This is a genomic window from Dactylosporangium sp. NPDC000521, assembly GCF_042898305.1.
Classification (GTDB): domain Bacteria; phylum Actinomycetota; class Actinomycetes; order Mycobacteriales; family Micromonosporaceae; genus Dactylosporangium.
The window spans coordinates 350,099-365,401 of the sequence record NZ_JBIAYW010000006.1; the positions used below are offsets into that span (position 1 = coordinate 350,099).

A 15,303-nucleotide genomic window follows, 5' to 3' on the forward strand; every position below is an offset into this window, starting at 1 on the left:
ATCAATGCCCTTCTAGCGCAGCTCGACGTCGGCGGCCGCGACCGCGGCGACGAACTCGCCCCGGGCCAGCGCCGCGGCGACGATCTCGATGTCGTCGGACATGTAGCGGTCGTGGTCCAGGGTCGGCACCAGCGAGCGGACGTGGTCGTAGGTCGCCTTCGCCGCGGGGCTCAGCCCGTCGTAGCGCTTGGAGATGTCGACCGCCTGCGCCGCCGCGAGGTACTCCACGGCCAGGATCTTCTCGTTGTTCTGCAGCACCCGGCGGGCGTTGCGGGCGGAGATGAGGCCCATGCTGACGACGTCCTGGTTGTCGCCGTTGGACGGCACGCTCTGCGTGCTGGCGGGCCCGATGGTGCGGTTCTCGGCGATGAGCGCGGTCGCCGGGTACTGCGCGCCGGCGAAGCCGCTGTTGAGCCCCGGGTCGCCGGCGACCAGGAACTCCGGCAGGCCGTAGGACAGGTGCCGGTTGAACAGCCGGTTGGACTGCCGCTCGGACAGCACCCCGAGCTGGGTGAGCGCGATCGTGACGAAGTCCATCACGAACGCGATCGGCTGGCCGTGGAAGTTGGCGCCGTGGAAGATCTCCTGCCCCTCGAAGAACAGCGGGTTGTCGTTCGCCGAGTTCAGCTCGATGTCGAGCTTCGTCGTCGCGTGGTAGAGGGTGTCCCGGACGGAGCCGAGGATCTGCGGGATCGCCCGCAGCGAGTACGCCTTCTGCAGGTAGATCTTCGTGCGCTGCACCCCGTCGGCGTGCAGCTTGCCGTCGCCGCCGGCCTTCTCGCCCGCGTCGGCGACCTGGCGGCGCAGGTCGGCGTGCTCGACGGTGAGCCGGCTGCCGGCCATCAGCGCGCGCATGTTCGCGGCCGTGTCGATCTGCCCCTGGTGCGGCCGGGCGATGTCGTGGCCGGCCGGCAGGAACGGGCTGGTGGAGCCCTGCAGCGTCTCGATGACCAGCGCGGTCACCAGCTCGTGCTGGCGGACCTGGGTCATCGCCCGGCCCACGACGAGCGCGCCGAGGCCGGTCATGCCGGAGGTGCCGTTGATCAGCGCGAGGCCCTCCTTGAACTGCAGCTGCAGCGGCTCGATCCCGTGCTCGCGCAGGACCGGCCCGGTCGGGACCTTCTTGCCGTCCTGCAGCAGGTAGCCCTCGCCGATGACGGTGCTCGCGATGTGCGACAGCGTCGCCAGGTCACCGCTGGCGCCGAGCGAGCCGATCTCCGGGATCGCCGGCGTCAGGCCGAGGTTGAGGTAGAGCGCGAGCCGCTCCAGCACGTCGGGGCGCACCGCGGAGTACCCCTTCGCGAGCGCGTTGAGCCGGGCGGAGAGGATGGCGCGGGCCTCGTCCTCGGCGAACAGCGGCCCGACGCCGGCGCTGTGGCTGCGCACCAGGTTGGTCTGCAGCTCGGTCTCGTTCGAGGTGGACACCAGCATGTAGATCATCTCGCCGTAGCCGGTCGTCACCCCGTAGATGGGGATCTCCTGCGCGACGATGTCCTCGAACATCCGGCGGCTCTTGGTCGCCCGCTCCAGCGACGAGGTGGCGACCTGGACCGGCGCGTGCTCCTCGGCGACCCGCCTGACGCCCGGGATGTCGAGGGTCTCGCCGTCGAACACGACGGCCTGTTCAGACTGCTGATTCAACGCACTCTCCTTCGGTTCGGTGTGGCCGCGACGGCGGGTGCCCGGCCGCGACGTCCTGGCGGGCACCCGCGGCCACGATCGCGGTGGCCAGTCCGGTCAGCGTTGGGTTGGTGAGGCACTGCTGCAGGGGCACGTCGACGCCGAACCGCTTACGGATCAGGCCAGCGAGCCGCAGCGCGTCCAGGGAGCCGGCGCCGGCCGCGGTGAACGACGCGCCGGGGCCGGCGGGCGGCGCACCGAGCACGTCCTGCCACAGCTGCGCCACCGCGGTCTCCGCCCACGTCCACGGGCGATCGGCGGCGGGTTCCCGGCTCCCCTGGGGTAGCCGGGCGGGCAGCCGGGACCGGTCGACCTTGCCGGCGACGTTGCGCGGCAGGGGGCCGGTCATCGGTTCGAACTGCACCAGCACCAGCGCGGCGCCGAAGCGCCGGCGCAGGTGGGCGCGCCAGGCGGCGACGGCCGGGTCCGTCCCGGGCGCCGGCACCACGTGGGCGACCAGGCCGACGACGAGGCCGTCCCCGTCGGTGGCCGGCACGACCGCGCACTCGGCCACCGACTCGTGCCGGGCCAGGGCCTCCTCGACCTCGGCCAGCTCGATCCGGTTGCCGAGCAGCTTCACCTGGAAGTCCTTGCGGCCGCGGAACTCCAGCCGCCCGTCGTGCCGGCGCCGGGCGAGGTCACCGGTCCGGTACACCCCGATGCCGGGGTCCGCGCCGTCCAGCGGGCGGAACGCCGGGCCCGGCGGCGCGCCGACGTAGCCGTCGGCCACGTACGGGCTGCGGATCACGATCTCGCCGGTGACGCCGGCCGGGCAGGGCCGGTCGGCCTCGTCGAGCACCAGGACCTCCCGGCCGGGGATGGCCCGCCCGATCGGTGCCATGCCGTGGACCGGCGCGTCGATCGCCGCCCACGTCGCCGCGACCGTCTCCGTCGGGCCGTACACATTGGACAGTCGCAGGCCCGGCAGCGCGGCGCGCAGCCCGTCGGCGAGGGCGGCCGGCAGCGCCTCGCCCATGAGCACCAGGTGCCGCAGCGCCCCGAGCCGGCCGGACGCGGCGGTCATCGGCGCCAGCAGCTCCTTGGCGAAGCTCGGCACCGTCTGCAGGAACGTGATCCGCTCGGCGGCGAGCCATTCGGTGAACCGCTCGGGGTGCACGCGGACACGCTGCGGCACGGGGCACAGGGTGGCGCCGGAGATCAGCGCGGCGAACGCCTCGTAGAGGCTCGGGTCGTGCTCCGGGGCCACCCAGTGCGCGACCCGGGCGCCGGGGCGCAGGTCGAACGTCGCGGCCATCCACGCGGCGAACTGCGCGAACGCGCCGTGCGTCTGCGCGATGCCCTTCGGCTTGCCGGTGGAGCCCGACGTGTAGGCGACGTAGGCGGTCCCGTCCCGCCGCACCACGGGCGCGGCGGGGGCACCGGCCGGCGGGTCCGCCGTCAGGGAGCCGACGTCGAGGACGAGGCCGTGGATCTCGGCGCGGTACCAGCCCGCGAGGGGGTCGGTCTCGCCGCCGCCGTCGACCAGCAGGCACGCGGGGCGAAGCTCGCGCAGGGCGGTGCGGCCGCGCTCGCCCGCGTCGCCGGTCCCGAACCACAGCAGGTGCCCTCCGGCGCGCAGCGCGGCGAGCGACGCGACGATCTGCCGCGGGCCGGGCGCCATGCGCACCGCGACGGCGCGCCCGCCGGCCCCGGCCGCGCGCAGGTGCGCGGCGACGGCCGCGACGGAGCGCTCGAGGTCGCCGTAGCCGAGGGAGACGCCCCCCGCCGCGTCCGAGACCGCGGCGGTGGCCGGGATGCGGTGCGCGACGGCCCGCACCGCCTCGTGCACGAGCGGCGCGTCCGCGTGCGGGTCCGCCGGCGGGCCGGGCACCCACGGGGCCACCGCGGCGTCCATCGGCAGGGTGCGGGCGTCCCCGTCGGGGTCGGCGATCGCGGCCAGCAGGAGGGTGCGCAGCTGCTCGAGGAGCGCGGCCGCGGCGGGTCGCTGGTCCTCGCCGCGGAAGCCGAGCGTGCCGCTCAGCCCGAGTGCCGGGTCGACGGTGGCGGTCAGTGTCAGGTCGCAGGTCGCCCAGCCGGTGTCCACCGGCTCGGGGCGGACCACCGCGCCGGGCAGGCGCAGCACCGCCTCGGGCGTCTCCCGCACGGCCAGGACGGCGTCGCACAACGGCACCGGGCGGGCGTCACCGTGGGCGTCCAGGGCCCGCAGCAGCTCGCCATAGGGCAGCTCGCGGTGCGCCAGGGCGGCGTCCGTGGTGGCGGCGGCGCGCAGGACCCGCGCCCGGAACGTGCCGGCGCCGGCCAGGTCCCCCGGGAGCACGAGCAGGTTGTCGAACGCGCCGGCGACGCGCGGGGCACCGGCCGGGCGGAGGCTGACCGGGGCGCCGACGGTGACCAGGGCGCCGCCGTCGTAGCGGCACAGCAGCGACTGCAGCGCCGCGAGGAGGACGGCGAACGGGGTGGTGCCGGTGTCGCGGGCGAACCCCGTGACGACGGCCGCGGCCTCCGGCCCCCAGTCGAAGCCGACCGCACCGCCCGGCGCCACGGGGGTGGTGTCGCGGTCCGGGCCGAGCGGGTGGCTCACCGGCGGCGTGGGGCGGACCGCGCCCTGCCACCAGCGCAGCGCGTCGGCGTCCCAGCCGCGGTGGGGCTCGGTGCGCGGGGACCGCGGCGCCGCGCCGGCAAGGCGCTGCGACAGCTCCTCGACGACGAGGTCCATCGTGTCGTCGTCGGCCACCGTACGGTGCAGCACGACCGTCACCCGGTGCCGGTCCGGCCCGGTGCGGGTCAGGATCAGGCGGGCCGGGAACCCTTCCCAGGCGAGCGGTGCGGGCGCGTCGAGGACCGTGAACGACGCGGGCTCGGCGGCCGCGATCACCGGCACCGGCAACGCATCGAAATCGGCATCGGCATCGGCATCGGTCACGGTGGTGCGCAGCGGCTCGTGCGCGGACAACACCGCGAGCCAGGCGGCGCGCAGCGCGTCGATGTCCACGGGGCCGCTCACGGCGAAGCCGCGGCAGACGCGCGTCGCGGCGGTGCCCGGCGCGAGGCGCTCCAGCACCCACCAGCGGGCCGGCGATCCGTTCATCGCGTCCTCCTTACGACGGACGAATCGTCACACGCAGCGGACATCGATTGCTTCTCAAGGAATGCGGGGCACACAGCGCATTTCGAAGGATGCGCGTCGATGGCTGCGGTGCCGACGATGAGCGGGGAGTCACCTGCCTGGAAGGAGCACGTCCCATGGTGCAGAACACTGGCGCGGCAGATCCGTCCGTCGTCGAGCAGCGCGTCGAAGAGGTGTGGCGGGACGTTCTCGGCATGCCCGAGGGCGGGCAGCACCTGACCTTCTTCGAGCTGCACGGCCAGTCCATCTCGGCGGTCCGCATCGTCGGCCGGCTGGAGGACGAGCTCGGCGTCACCGTCGACTTCGGCCTGCTGTTCGAGGACCCGGACCTGGCCACGTTCACGAAGGCCGTCGTCGCGCTGACGAGCTGAGCGGCGTCCACAAGCGACAGACACGACGAACGGCGTGCACGCCCCGGGGCGTGCACGCCGTTCGTCGTCCCGCTACCGCTTGCGCGCGATCGTCAGCCCGTCGGCGAGCGGCAGCATCACGGCGTCGAGGCGCTCGTCGGCGGCGAGCGCGGCGTTGAAGGCGCGCAGGGTCTCGGCGCACCGCCGCTGCGCCGGGGTGCCGGCCCGGGACGGGTCGACGACCCAGCCGTCGAGCAGCACGTTGTCGGCGACGAGCAGCCCGCCCGGGCGCAGCAGCGGCACCGCGAGCGCGTGGTAGCGCGGGTAGCTCATCTTGTCCGCGTCGACGAAGACGAGGTCGACGCTGCCGGGCTCGAACCCGGCGAGGGTCCGCCCGGCCGCGCCGAGCCGGAAGTCGATGCGGTCCGCCACCCCGGCCCGGTCCCAGTGCTCGCGCGCCAGGGGCAGCCACCGGTCGGACACGTCGCAGGTGACGACCCGGCCGCCCGCGCCGACACCTTCGGCGAGGGCGAGGGCGGACAGCCCGGTGAAGGTGCCGATGTCGACGGCCAGCCGCGCCGGCACCAGCCGGGCGAGCATCGTCAGCAGGGTCGCCTGCGCGGCGGTCGCCATCATCCCGGCCTCGTCGCCGAGCTCGCCGGCGCGGGCGATGAGCCCGGTGACGGCCTGCCCCGGCGGTGTCGTGCAGGCCGCCACGTAGTCGCCGACGTCCTGACCGGCGAGCAGATGCTTGGTGTCCTGGATCCCGGTGGTCATACCATCATCGTCCACTGTGGATGCGCTGGGACGCATCCGTGCCCGTGCTGTCCACCATGGACGCTAGCGGTCGGTGCGGCCGTTCGCCGGGATCAGGCCGCTCCACATGTCGTGGTCGATCTCGCGCAGCCGCTCGTCCTCGGTGCCGGCGATGCGGTTCATGGCGTGCCGCAGCAGTGGCGGGGCGACGACCGACGTGACGATCGCGACCAGCACGATCACCGTGTACCCGGCCGTGTCGAGCACCTTGAGGCGCAGCCCGGTCAGCGCCACGATCACCTCGATGACGCCGCGGGAGTTCATCCCGGCACCGAGGGCCAGGCTCTCCCACCGGGTGAGCTTCCGCAGCCGCGCACCGAGGTACGCGCCGGCGAACTTGCCCGCGATCGCCACCGCCAGCACCGCCGCGGCCGTCAGCGCGACCTGCGGGCGGGCCAGCGCCGTGAGGTCCATGCGCAGCCCGGCGGTCGCCAGGAACAGCGGGGCGAGGACGGCGGAGACCACGGTGCGCAGCCCCGCCAGCTTCGGCTGGGCGGCGCGGGCGCCGGTGATCAGCAGACCGGCCACGAACGCCCCGAACACCGGCTCCATGCCCAGCGCCTGCGTGGTCGCGGCGCCGAGCAGCACGAGGACGACCGCGGTGGCGACCGCCGGGGTGTCGGCGGGCCGGTTCGCAGCGGCCGCCATCAGCTTGCGCACCAGCAGCCGGCCGAGGGTGGCGGCGAAGGCGAGGAAACCGACGAGGTACAGCACCGAGGCCGTGACGGTGCCGGCGCTGACCCCGACGGTCGCGGCGGCCGCGACCACCGACAGCAGCAGCCAGCCGAGCGCGTCGTCGATGAACGCGGCGGCGAGCGTGAGCTGCCCGATGTTGCGGTGCAGCAGGCGCATGTCGGTGAGCGTCTTGGCGATCACCGGGATCGCCGACACGCACATCGCCACGCCGATGAACAGCGCGAACACCCCGCGATCGCCGGGGCCTCCCGGCACGACCGGCAGCGGCAGCACGTACCCGAGAGCGATGCCGGCGGCGAGCGGCAGCAGCAGCCCGCCGAGGCTGACGGTGGCGGCCGTGACGCGGAGCCGGCGCAGCAGGCCCGGGTCGAGGTGGGTGCCGGTGACGGCGACGAGCAGCAGCACGCCGAGCTGGCCGACGGCGTCGACGAGGTGCATCTGCGCCGGCGAGCCGAACAACCGCTCGGTGACGCCCGGGGCGAGGTGCCCGAGCACCGACGGGCCGATGAGCACACCCGCGGCGAGCTCACCGACCACGGCCGGCATCCTGACACGTTCGGCGAGCGCACCGAGCAGCCGCGCGGTCAGCAGCAGCACGGCGAGCGCCACGACGAACGCGATCATCTGGTGCGGGGCGAGCGGAGGAACGATGGTCACCGTGGCGCCGCCCTACTTGCGCACGCCGGCGAACAGGCCGGGGGCGTTGTGCGGGTCGGTGCCGAGCCGCCACGGGATGTCGAGGAACTCCACGGCGCAGCCCGCCTTCTCGAACGCGGCGGTGTACTCCTCGCGGGTGAACAGGTTCATGTAGAAGTAGTCGGTCCACTCCCTGATGCCGCCCTCGGACGTGGCGACGGTGAAGCGGATCTCGACCCGGGTGGCGAGGCCGTCGCGGGTCGAGTGGGTGACGCGGGAGATGACCCGGCCGGGCTCGCGGACCAGGTGCCCGCCGACGTAGCCGTCGAGGAACTGCTCGGGGAACCAGCCGGGCTCCACGATCAGGACCCCGCCGGGCTCCAGGTGCGCGGCCATCCGGGCGATCGCGGTGTCGAGCTCGGCGGTGGAGGCCATGCACGCGACCGAGTTGCCGAGGCACACCACCGCGTCGAACGTGCGGCCCAGGTCGAAGTCGCGCATGTCGCCGGCGTGCACCGCGACGCCGGGCAGCTTGCGCTGGGCGACGACGCGCATCGCGGGGGCCAGCTCGACGCCTTCGACGTGCTCGAACACCTCGGCGTAGCGCACCAGGTGCGCGCCGGTGCCGCTGGCGACGTCGAGCAGGGTGGTGGCGCCGGGGTGGCGGGCGCGCACGTGCGCGGCGATGTCGTCGGCCTCGGCCTCGAAGCTCTTGCCGCGGCTGCGGAAGACGAGATCGTAGATCTCGGTGTGGTCCTGGCTCCACCCGGCATGGGTCTGCGTCCGGTCCTGCTCGAATGCCATTGCAACCTCCGTGGATGAGCGGATCTGCACCTATTCTTCGATTCCCGGGGTCGCGCTGGCTTCCGCTGCTGTGCGGACCTGAGCCTCACGGCCTGGCGTTGTTCGGCATGTGTACGACGCGGAGGAACGACCGCAGCCGCCACGGACGCGGCCCGCCGACCACCACGTCCCGGCCGGCGGCGGCGCGCAGGGCGCTGATGCGGCCGAAGAGCATGAGGTTGAAGCGCGCCGGGCGGAACGTCAGGCTGACGTCGTAGGGGTCGCCGGGCGGCGCGACGCTGACCCGGCCCTCGTGCAGCTGCAGGATGGCCGTCGCGGTGTGCACCGAGCGGAACTCGACGGCGATGCGGTGCCGCGGCATGCGGACCGCCTGGTTGAGCAGCGCGCCGTACGAGTTGCGGATCATGTCGACGAGGAACAGCTCGAAGAAGAGGGCGGCGTCTGCGTCGGGCATCGGCCACGGCAGGCCGGCCGCGCGCGCCATGTCCCAGCCGTGCACCAGCATCTCGTTGACGAGGTGGGCCAGCACGCCGGCGACGGTCACCTGCGCGTCGCCCAGCCACGTGACGGTCGAGGCCGGGTCGGCGTCGCGGGTGACGAGCAGGATGCGCTCGATCGCGGTGCGCAGCTCGCGCGTGACGACCCGCGGGTCGCGCTCGGTCAGGTGCCGCATGACGCGGGAGTTGGCGTCCGCCACGGTGTCGACGTTGGTGCCGGAGAGCAGCTCGCGCAGGCCCGGCACGGGCAGCGGCGGCGCGTCGGGGTCCAGCAGCAGCAGGCACAGCTTGGCGATGGACAGCACGTGGGCGGCGGAGTCGGCGATGGACCACTCCGCGGTCGCCATCGCCGCGGGGTCGGGGGCCCAGTTGACCAGCGACTCGAAGCGCCGGCCCGTGTCCGCGACGGCGGTGCGGGTCTGCTGCCAGCGGTCCTGGAGCACGACGACGGTCATGGGTCACCATCCGCGGAAGTCGTATTCGGGGCCGCGGACGCGACCCCGAGTGCACGAAGGGACGTGAGAGGTCAGGCGTTGTACCACATGGTGGGGAACCATCCGATGCCGAACATCGCCGGCAGGCGGACGTCCCAGTAGACGACGTTGAACACGCCGAGCGCGACGAGCAGGCTGCCCGTCACCACGGCGGCCCGCCGCGGGCTCGCGCCGAGCCACGACAGGAAGCGCCCCCGGGTGAGGAGCACGACGACGGCGAAGACGGCCGCGACGAACACGACGTTGCCCACCGACTGCAGCACGAAGGCGAGCGAGCCGTAGAGCGGGTTGTCGGTGTCCGCCGCGTAGTGGAAGAGCTTGTTGAACAACGGGTACGGCCGGCCGATGAGGAAGCCGCCGACGAGGCCGCCGAGGACGACGACGCGGGCGGTGGGCCGGTCGCGGAACAGGTCCGGCAGGACGCCGAGCGCGGCCAGGCCCAGGTAGATCAGGGCGAGGCCGATGAGGCCGAAGACGACCGAGGACTGCAGGAGCCGGACCGGCACGTCGCCGACCTTGTCGGTGGACAGCTGCGGCAGCCGGTCGCCGAGCAGGACGCCGACGAAGCCGTACACCGCCGACACCGCCACCATGCCGACGGTGAGCCACCCGAGCGGGCGCAGGAGCCGCCGCAGCGGGCCGCCGCGCTGGCCGGCGCCGGCCTGTGACAGCGGGCCGACGGACGCCGCCATAGCGATGTTGCAGGCGGTGAAGGTGCCGGCGAGCCCGGACACGAACGCGAAGACCAGGCCGGCGGTGGTGCCGGCGATGGCGGTCTTCTTCGCGTCGTGGCCGAGCAGGTTGTTGGCGACGTTGTCGCCGATGACCGAGTCGACGAACTCGTAGGACCAGAGCACCGCCAGTGCGATGCCGGCCAGGATGCTGAACAGGACGACCCGGCCGTTGCGGGCGCGTCGGGGGGTGAGGTGCGGGCCCGGCGTGACGCCGGTCCGCAGCTGGGTGGTTGCCACGGATCCTCCACTGTGGACGACATGGGAACGCGGCCGGTGCGGGGACACCGTTGTCCCCGCACCGGCCGGCGTGCTGCCTCAGGTGGTGATGACGGCCGTCCGGCGCTCCCGCAGCCACTTCGCCCACCAGAACAGGCCGCGGGCGGCACAGACGATGGTGACGGCGAAGAACAGCGTGTAGACCACGTTGGCCAGCAGCAGCGCGCCGTAGACGAACGCGACGCTGGAGCCGAACATGAACTGCGCCTTGCCCGACGTCGGGGTGGTGCCCGGGTCGGTGATCATGTAGTTGGTGAAGAGGATGAACGCGACGCCCGTCATCGGGCCGAGCGCTGCCCACAGCGCGACGTCCCACACGTAGTGCCGGATCAGCGCCTGGATGACGAACGCGCCGACCCAGCCGACGATGAGCGCGACCCGCTTGGTCAGCAGCGAGTTGAGGATCGTGCCGGCGGTGAGGATGACGGTCGGCACCACGATGCGGATCACGTCCGGGACGTGCTCGGTGAAGTGGTACGGCGGTGCCACGTTGACCCAGCCGAACAGCACCAGCGTGACGGTGATGCCGAAGTTCGACGGGTTCATGAAGTGCCGCAGCCGGCCCTTGATCGGGGCCCGGAACAGCACCTTCTGCCCGACGGCCACGACGACGGCGAAGGCGATCGGCCAGTACACGTCGTTGGCGTAGAGCAGCATGTTCGCCGCGAGCGCGGTGATGTGCGACGGCAGCAGGAACGTGTAGAGGCCCCAGCCGCCGTGGCCGGAGTACCCGGGGGCGCGCCGCTCCGCCTTCGCCGCGATCCACTCCACGACGAGCTCCGTCGAGTAGCCGATGGCGAGGGAGAACAGCGGCCACGTCCACGGCTGCTCGAAGCCGAGCACGGTGTAGCCGAGGATGTTGAAGATGCTCATGGAGATCGCGAAGTTGCGCAGTGCGAGGTACCGCGGGTCGCGGCCGTCCACGCGCGGCGGCGCGCCCGACGGGGTCGACACCGTCACCGTCGCCTTGGTGGGAACCGCTACGGCCGGCGAGACCGGCGCCTCGGTCGGGAGCTTGACGCGGGGCTGCACGTCGGTCATGACGGCTGCACCTCCTGGGCTTGCGTGGTCAACATGAGGGTGTGCTGGCCGGGGCTCAGCTGCAGCGTCTGCATGTGCATGGCGCCGGTGTTGTCCAGCCAGCACACCTCGGCCGAGACCGGCTTGCCGTTGTTGGCGCCGAGCCCGAAGTGCTGCTGGAAGCCGCGCTTGCCGGAGTGCCCGCCGCCGCCGTCGAGCTGCGACACCTGGGTGCGGCCGTCGGCGGTGGTGACGCGCACCTGGGCGCCGTAGGCGGGCGCGCCGGGCAGGCCGCCGGTCGCGGAGACGCCACCGGTCGCCGGGCGGTACAGGTTGAGGCTGAGGTACTCGCCGCTGCCGGCCTTGGTGTTGCGGTAGTAGGACGGGGCGCCCCACTGCCGGGCGATGGCGAAGTCCTGGGCGCCGTCGCCGTCGACGTCGGCGACCGCGACGCCGCGGCTCGGGATGTCGGACGTCATGCCGAGCTCTTTGGCGACGTTGACGTACCGGCCGTTGGGCTCCTTGGCCCAGAACGCGAACGGCTGCGAGCCGGCGATGTCGTCACCGGGCTTCGCGTTCGGCCACATCTGCGGCTCCTGCAGCAGCAGGTCGTTGGTCATCGCCAGCTCCTGCAGCCACGACCAGCGGTTGATCTTGCCCTTGACGAAGCCGGTGGTCTGCACGAGCGACAGCCGGCCGCTGTTGTCGAAGTCGGCGGCCTTGGCGTCCCAGCCCCAGCCGACCCAGGCGATGTTCGCCGAGGCGGCCTTGTTCTCGAACGGCGCCCGGCCGTCCTTCAGCGCCGCGGCGGCCTTCGCCGGGTTTGCCGCGGTGTTCTGGTAGTAGAGGTTGCTCTCCTCCAGCCCCCAGCTGGTGGTGATGTTGCTGATGAACATGTCGAACTGCCCGTCGCCGGACAGGTCGCTGAACTCGATCGACATGCCCTTGAAGGAGTCGTGCCCGACGACGAGGGACTTCGGCGTGAAGGCACCGCGCTCCCCCTCGACGAGGGCGAACTTGATCTGGCCGGGCGTGGAGACGTTGCGGAAGAAGCGGTCCCGGCCGAAGTCGTTGGCGAGGTACAGCTCCGGTCGCAGGTCGCCGTCGAGGTCCGCGGAGCCGGCCCCGAGCGTCCAGCCGGTCGCGGCCGACGGCGGGATCGCCTTCTGCTCCACGTACGTGACGCTGGGCTCGTCGCCGCTGCTGGCGGCCTCCCAGTGCAGCACGTGCGCGCCGCCGGCGTTCTCGGCCCGCGACATCGAGTGGTTCATCTGGACGTTGGGGTCACCCTGCGGGTCGAGGACCTGGGTGTCGGGGAAGTAGTTGAAGACGCCGATGTCCACGTGCCCGTCGCCGTCGAAGTCGGCGACGTTCACCGCGTTGGTGTTCCACAGCGGCCCGCCGTAGCCGCCGGACGCCGTGTTCGACGCGGCGATCAGCTCGGTGGGCCGGAACGCGGCCATCTCCAGCGTGGTCGCGCCGGGCTTGTGCATGTACAGCACCGGCGTGCGGCCCCAGTAGTAGACGAGCAGGTCGGTCCAGCCGTCGGCGTTGTAGTCGCCGGGCACGCAGCCCATCGGCGCCATCGTGGCGCTGGTCGGCAGCGGCGCCGGGTTCAGCACGAACGGCGCGTAGGTCGCCCCGCCCTGCGGCGCCGGCGTCACGATCGCCGAGTCGCTGCGGGTGTCGACGAGACACAGGTCGTTGGATCGGCCGTTGCCGTCGATGTCGTTGACCGCGACGGCGGCGCCGACCGATGAGATCCAGGCCCTGATGTGCTCGTACTTCGGGTTGACCTGGCGCACTGTGTGCTGCGGCAGGCCCGGTGGGAGTGCGATCTGCAGCTCGGTGAAGGAGTACCGGTCGGCGATGGCGTTACGGGTGGCCGCCGACGCCTCGGGCAGCTGGGCCGCCACGTACAACGCGGCGACGAGCACCAGGACGAAGGCGCCTGGGATGAGCCGGCGCAGGACGCCGACAGGTTGCGGTGGCACAGTTCCCCCTTGAGGTCGACGGCATGTCGCCCGCGGATGCGCGGCCGGACACCTGCCTGATTGACCGGCGGAGATCCCGCAGGCTGGTCGAGGACCGCCGCTCCTGCGGCGCAATCCATCGAACTATCGCTATCGTTGCGGCGGGCCGGAGCAAAGTCTTCTCGGCAAGTGCTCAACGGCGTTCGTCGATCTCCCACCCTAGCCACGCCCTAGTGGGACGCTATCGGCGCACCCCTTTGCGCACAGCGAAACGCCCGCCGGAGCAACAGCTCCGGCGGGCGTCCACATTGGACATACGGTCAGCGGGCGAGGGTCACCGTCATCGGCAGGCCGCCGCGGATGCGCAGCGACAGCATCGGCTCGGGGACCACCCGGTGGCCGGGGTCCTTCTCCAGCTTCAGGTCCCGGCACAGCAGCGCGAGCACGAACGCCGCCTCCATCATGCCGAGGTGGTTGCCGACGCAGAACCGCGGCCCGGCGCCGAACGGGATGTACGCGTAGCGGGGCCGCTCCGCCGTGCCGGTCGGGCGCTGCGGGTCGAACCGCTCCGGGTCGAAGCGCTCCGGCTCCGGCCAGAAGTCCGGGTGCCGGTGCAGCGTGAACGGCGACACGAGCACGTCGGCGCCGGCCGGCACCCGGTAGCCGCCGACCTCGTCCGCCGCGAGGGCCTTGCGCGGCAGCAGCCACACCGGCGGGTAGAGCCGCATGACCTCCTCGAGGACCATCGAGGTGTACCGCAGCTGGTGCAGGTCCTCGAAGACCGGCAGCCGGTCGCCGAGCACCGCGACCGCCTCCTCGTGCAGCCGCTGCCGCACCTCCGGGTGCTCGCCGATGAGGTACAGCGCCCAGCTGAGCGTGCTGGCGGTCGTCTCGTGCCCGGCGAGCAGCAGCGTGACGAGCTCGTCGCGCAGCCGCTCGCGGCCGACGGCCGGGTCCGGCTCGGCGTCCGCCGAGACGATGAGCCGCGACAGCACGTCGTCGCGGTCCTCGGTGCGGGCCCGCCGGCCGCCGACCAGCTCGTCGACGATGGCCTCCAGGCTCCGGCGGGCCCGGCGGAAGCGCAGCTGCCGGGGCAGCGGCACCCAGGTCGGCACCGCGCTGAGCGTCTCCAGCTCGAACATCGCCTGGTCCTGCACCGCGGCGAACGACTCGCCGATCCCGCCGAACCGGCTGAGGTCGGCGTCCAGCAGCGTCCGGCCGAGCACGCCGAGGGTCAGCGTGGTCATCTCCTCCGGGACGTTGACCGGACCGGTCCCGGCCCGCCGGCGCAGCCGCTCGACGAGCTTGGCGCCCTCCTCCGCGACCGCCCCCGCCTGCGCGGCGATCCGCCGGCTCTGGAACGCCGGCTGGATCACCTTGCGCTGCTTGCGCCACAGCTCGCCCTCGCTGGTGAGCAGGCCGTCGCCGAGCGCCCGGCGGGCGTGGACCAGGCCGATGCCCTTCTGGTAGTTGCCGGCGTTGTCGGCGAGCACGTGCTTGGCGTGGTCGGGGTGGTTGAAGAAGTACAGCGTCTTGTGCCCGACCGCGAGCCGGGACGCGTCGCCGTAGTCCTTCGCCGCGTCGGTCATCATGCCGATCCGGTCGCGGGTCATCTTCACGAGCATGCCCATGGCGGTGATCCGCGGGCTGCTGGGCGGATACAGCGGCCCGGCAGCCCGCCGGCGGTCGAGCGTCGTCACGTCGTCACCTCGGTGCGCTCCTGGCTCAGGTGGTGGAACTTGCCGGAGTGGAACAGCAGCGCCTCGTCGTCGACGCTGCGGTGCATCGACAGGACCTCGCCGATGAAGATGGTGTGGTCCCCGCCGTCGTACGTGCGCCACAGCGCGCACTCGAAGTGGGCCAGGGCGCCGCCGACGAGCGGCGCCCCCGTGTTCGGTCCCGGCGCCCAGTCGACGACGTCGAACTGGGCCCAGCCCAGCGGCCGGCGGCGGTCGGCGAAGTACCGGGCCAGGCTCTCCTGCTCCGAGGAGAGCACCGACACGGCGAACGCGCCGACCTCGCCGAGGGTGCCGTGCATGACCGCCTGCCGCCCGACGCAGATCGACACCAGCGGCGGGTCGAGCGACACCGGGGTGAAGGAGTTGGCGGTCATGCCGTGCGGTGTGCTGCCGCCGACGGTCACCACGGTGACGCCGGTGGCGAACGCCCCCAGGGCCCGCCGCAACGATTTCGGATCGGTCACCGCGTTCAGCGGCGGCCTTGGCTGGACGTCCACGCG

Annotated in this window: 12 protein-coding genes; 1 reads left to right on the forward strand and 11 read right to left on the reverse strand. The window is 72.9% G+C overall.

Annotated features, from left to right (window positions below; translation table 11 throughout):
- Nucleotides 1-12: 12 nt before the first annotated feature.
- Both cmdF and ACFY3L_RS22065 read right to left on the reverse strand, forming a co-directional pair.
- Nucleotides 13-1,641, reverse strand: coding sequence for a tyrosine 2,3-aminomutase (cmdF, locus tag ACFY3L_RS22060; protein WP_389326861.1), 1,629 nt, complete (start codon nucleotides 1,639-1,641; stop codon nucleotides 13-15).
- The gene (locus ACFY3L_RS22065) at nucleotides 1,625-4,729 is read right to left on the reverse strand and encodes an AMP-binding protein (protein ID WP_389326864.1); all 3,105 of its coding nucleotides are present in this window, start codon (nucleotides 4,727-4,729) and stop codon (nucleotides 1,625-1,627) included. The genes cmdF and ACFY3L_RS22065 overlap by 17 nt, the downstream gene beginning before the upstream one ends.
- A 155-nt stretch (nucleotides 4,730-4,884) precedes the next feature.
- Here ACFY3L_RS22065 and ACFY3L_RS22070 point away from each other — a divergent pair, with 155 nt between their 5' ends.
- Nucleotides 4,885-5,139, forward strand: coding sequence for a phosphopantetheine-binding protein (locus ACFY3L_RS22070; RefSeq protein WP_344508689.1), 255 nt, complete (start codon nucleotides 4,885-4,887; stop codon nucleotides 5,137-5,139).
- A gap of 72 nt (nucleotides 5,140-5,211) precedes the next feature.
- Here the strand turns inward: ACFY3L_RS22070 and ACFY3L_RS22075 are convergent, their stop codons facing one another.
- From ACFY3L_RS22075 to ACFY3L_RS22115, 9 genes are all read right to left on the reverse strand, one after another.
- A complete protein-coding gene (locus ACFY3L_RS22075) occupies nucleotides 5,212-5,895 on the reverse strand; it encodes an O-methyltransferase (RefSeq protein WP_389326868.1) in 684 nt (227 codons plus the stop codon).
- A gap of 63 nt (nucleotides 5,896-5,958) precedes the next feature.
- Entirely contained in the window at nucleotides 5,959-7,287 is a 1,329-nt protein-coding gene (locus ACFY3L_RS22080) for a cation:proton antiporter (protein WP_389326871.1), read from the reverse strand.
- Between the two features lie 12 nt (nucleotides 7,288-7,299).
- On the reverse strand, nucleotides 7,300-8,070 hold the full coding sequence (locus ACFY3L_RS22085; RefSeq protein ID WP_389326873.1) for a class I SAM-dependent methyltransferase: 771 nt from the start codon (nucleotides 8,068-8,070) through the stop codon (nucleotides 7,300-7,302).
- 85 nt (nucleotides 8,071-8,155) lie between these two features.
- Nucleotides 8,156-9,022, reverse strand: a complete 867-nt coding sequence (locus ACFY3L_RS22090) for a maleylpyruvate isomerase N-terminal domain-containing protein (RefSeq protein ID WP_389326876.1) — start codon at nucleotides 9,020-9,022, stop codon at nucleotides 8,156-8,158.
- A 71-nt stretch (nucleotides 9,023-9,093) separates the two neighbouring features.
- Nucleotides 9,094-10,032 (reverse strand): hypothetical protein, encoded by a 939-nt coding sequence (locus ACFY3L_RS22095; RefSeq protein WP_389326878.1) that lies wholly within the window; start codon nucleotides 10,030-10,032, stop codon nucleotides 9,094-9,096.
- Nucleotides 10,033-10,110: 78 nt separating this feature from the next.
- Complete coding sequence (locus ACFY3L_RS22100; RefSeq protein ID WP_360565905.1) at nucleotides 10,111-11,112, reverse strand: enediyne biosynthesis protein; 1,002 nt, start codon at nucleotides 11,110-11,112, stop codon at nucleotides 10,111-10,113.
- A complete protein-coding gene (locus tag ACFY3L_RS22105) occupies nucleotides 11,109-13,085 on the reverse strand; it encodes a CRTAC1 family protein (protein ID WP_389326881.1) in 1,977 nt (658 codons plus the stop codon). Before ACFY3L_RS22105 ends, ACFY3L_RS22100 begins: the two co-directional genes overlap by 4 nt.
- Before the next feature lie 299 nt (nucleotides 13,086-13,384).
- Nucleotides 13,385-14,764, reverse strand: coding sequence for a cytochrome P450 (locus tag ACFY3L_RS22110; RefSeq protein ID WP_389326884.1), 1,380 nt, complete (start codon nucleotides 14,762-14,764; stop codon nucleotides 13,385-13,387).
- The gene (locus ACFY3L_RS22115) at nucleotides 14,761-15,300 is read right to left on the reverse strand and encodes a flavin reductase family protein (protein WP_389326887.1); all 540 of its coding nucleotides are present in this window, start codon (nucleotides 15,298-15,300) and stop codon (nucleotides 14,761-14,763) included. The genes ACFY3L_RS22110 and ACFY3L_RS22115 overlap by 4 nt, the downstream gene beginning before the upstream one ends.
- Nucleotides 15,301-15,303: the final 3 nt, after the last annotated feature.

Coding starts and splice junctions, on each gene's coding strand:
- ACFY3L_RS22085 (WP_389326873.1), bottom strand. CDS start 8,070: ATGGCATTCGAGCAGGACCGGACGCAGACCCATGCCGGGTGGAGCCAG.
- ACFY3L_RS22070 (WP_344508689.1), top strand. CDS start 4,885: ATGGTGCAGAACACTGGCGCGGCAGATCCGTCCGTCGTCGAGCAGCGC.
- ACFY3L_RS22100 (WP_360565905.1), bottom strand. CDS start 11,112: ATGACCGACGTGCAGCCCCGCGTCAAGCTCCCGACCGAGGCGCCGGTC.
- ACFY3L_RS22090 (WP_389326876.1), bottom strand. CDS start 9,022: ATGACCGTCGTCGTGCTCCAGGACCGCTGGCAGCAGACCCGCACCGCC.
- ACFY3L_RS22065 (WP_389326864.1), bottom strand. CDS start 4,729: ATGAACGGATCGCCGGCCCGCTGGTGGGTGCTGGAGCGCCTCGCGCCG.
- ACFY3L_RS22075 (WP_389326868.1), bottom strand. CDS start 5,895: ATGACCACCGGGATCCAGGACACCAAGCATCTGCTCGCCGGTCAGGAC.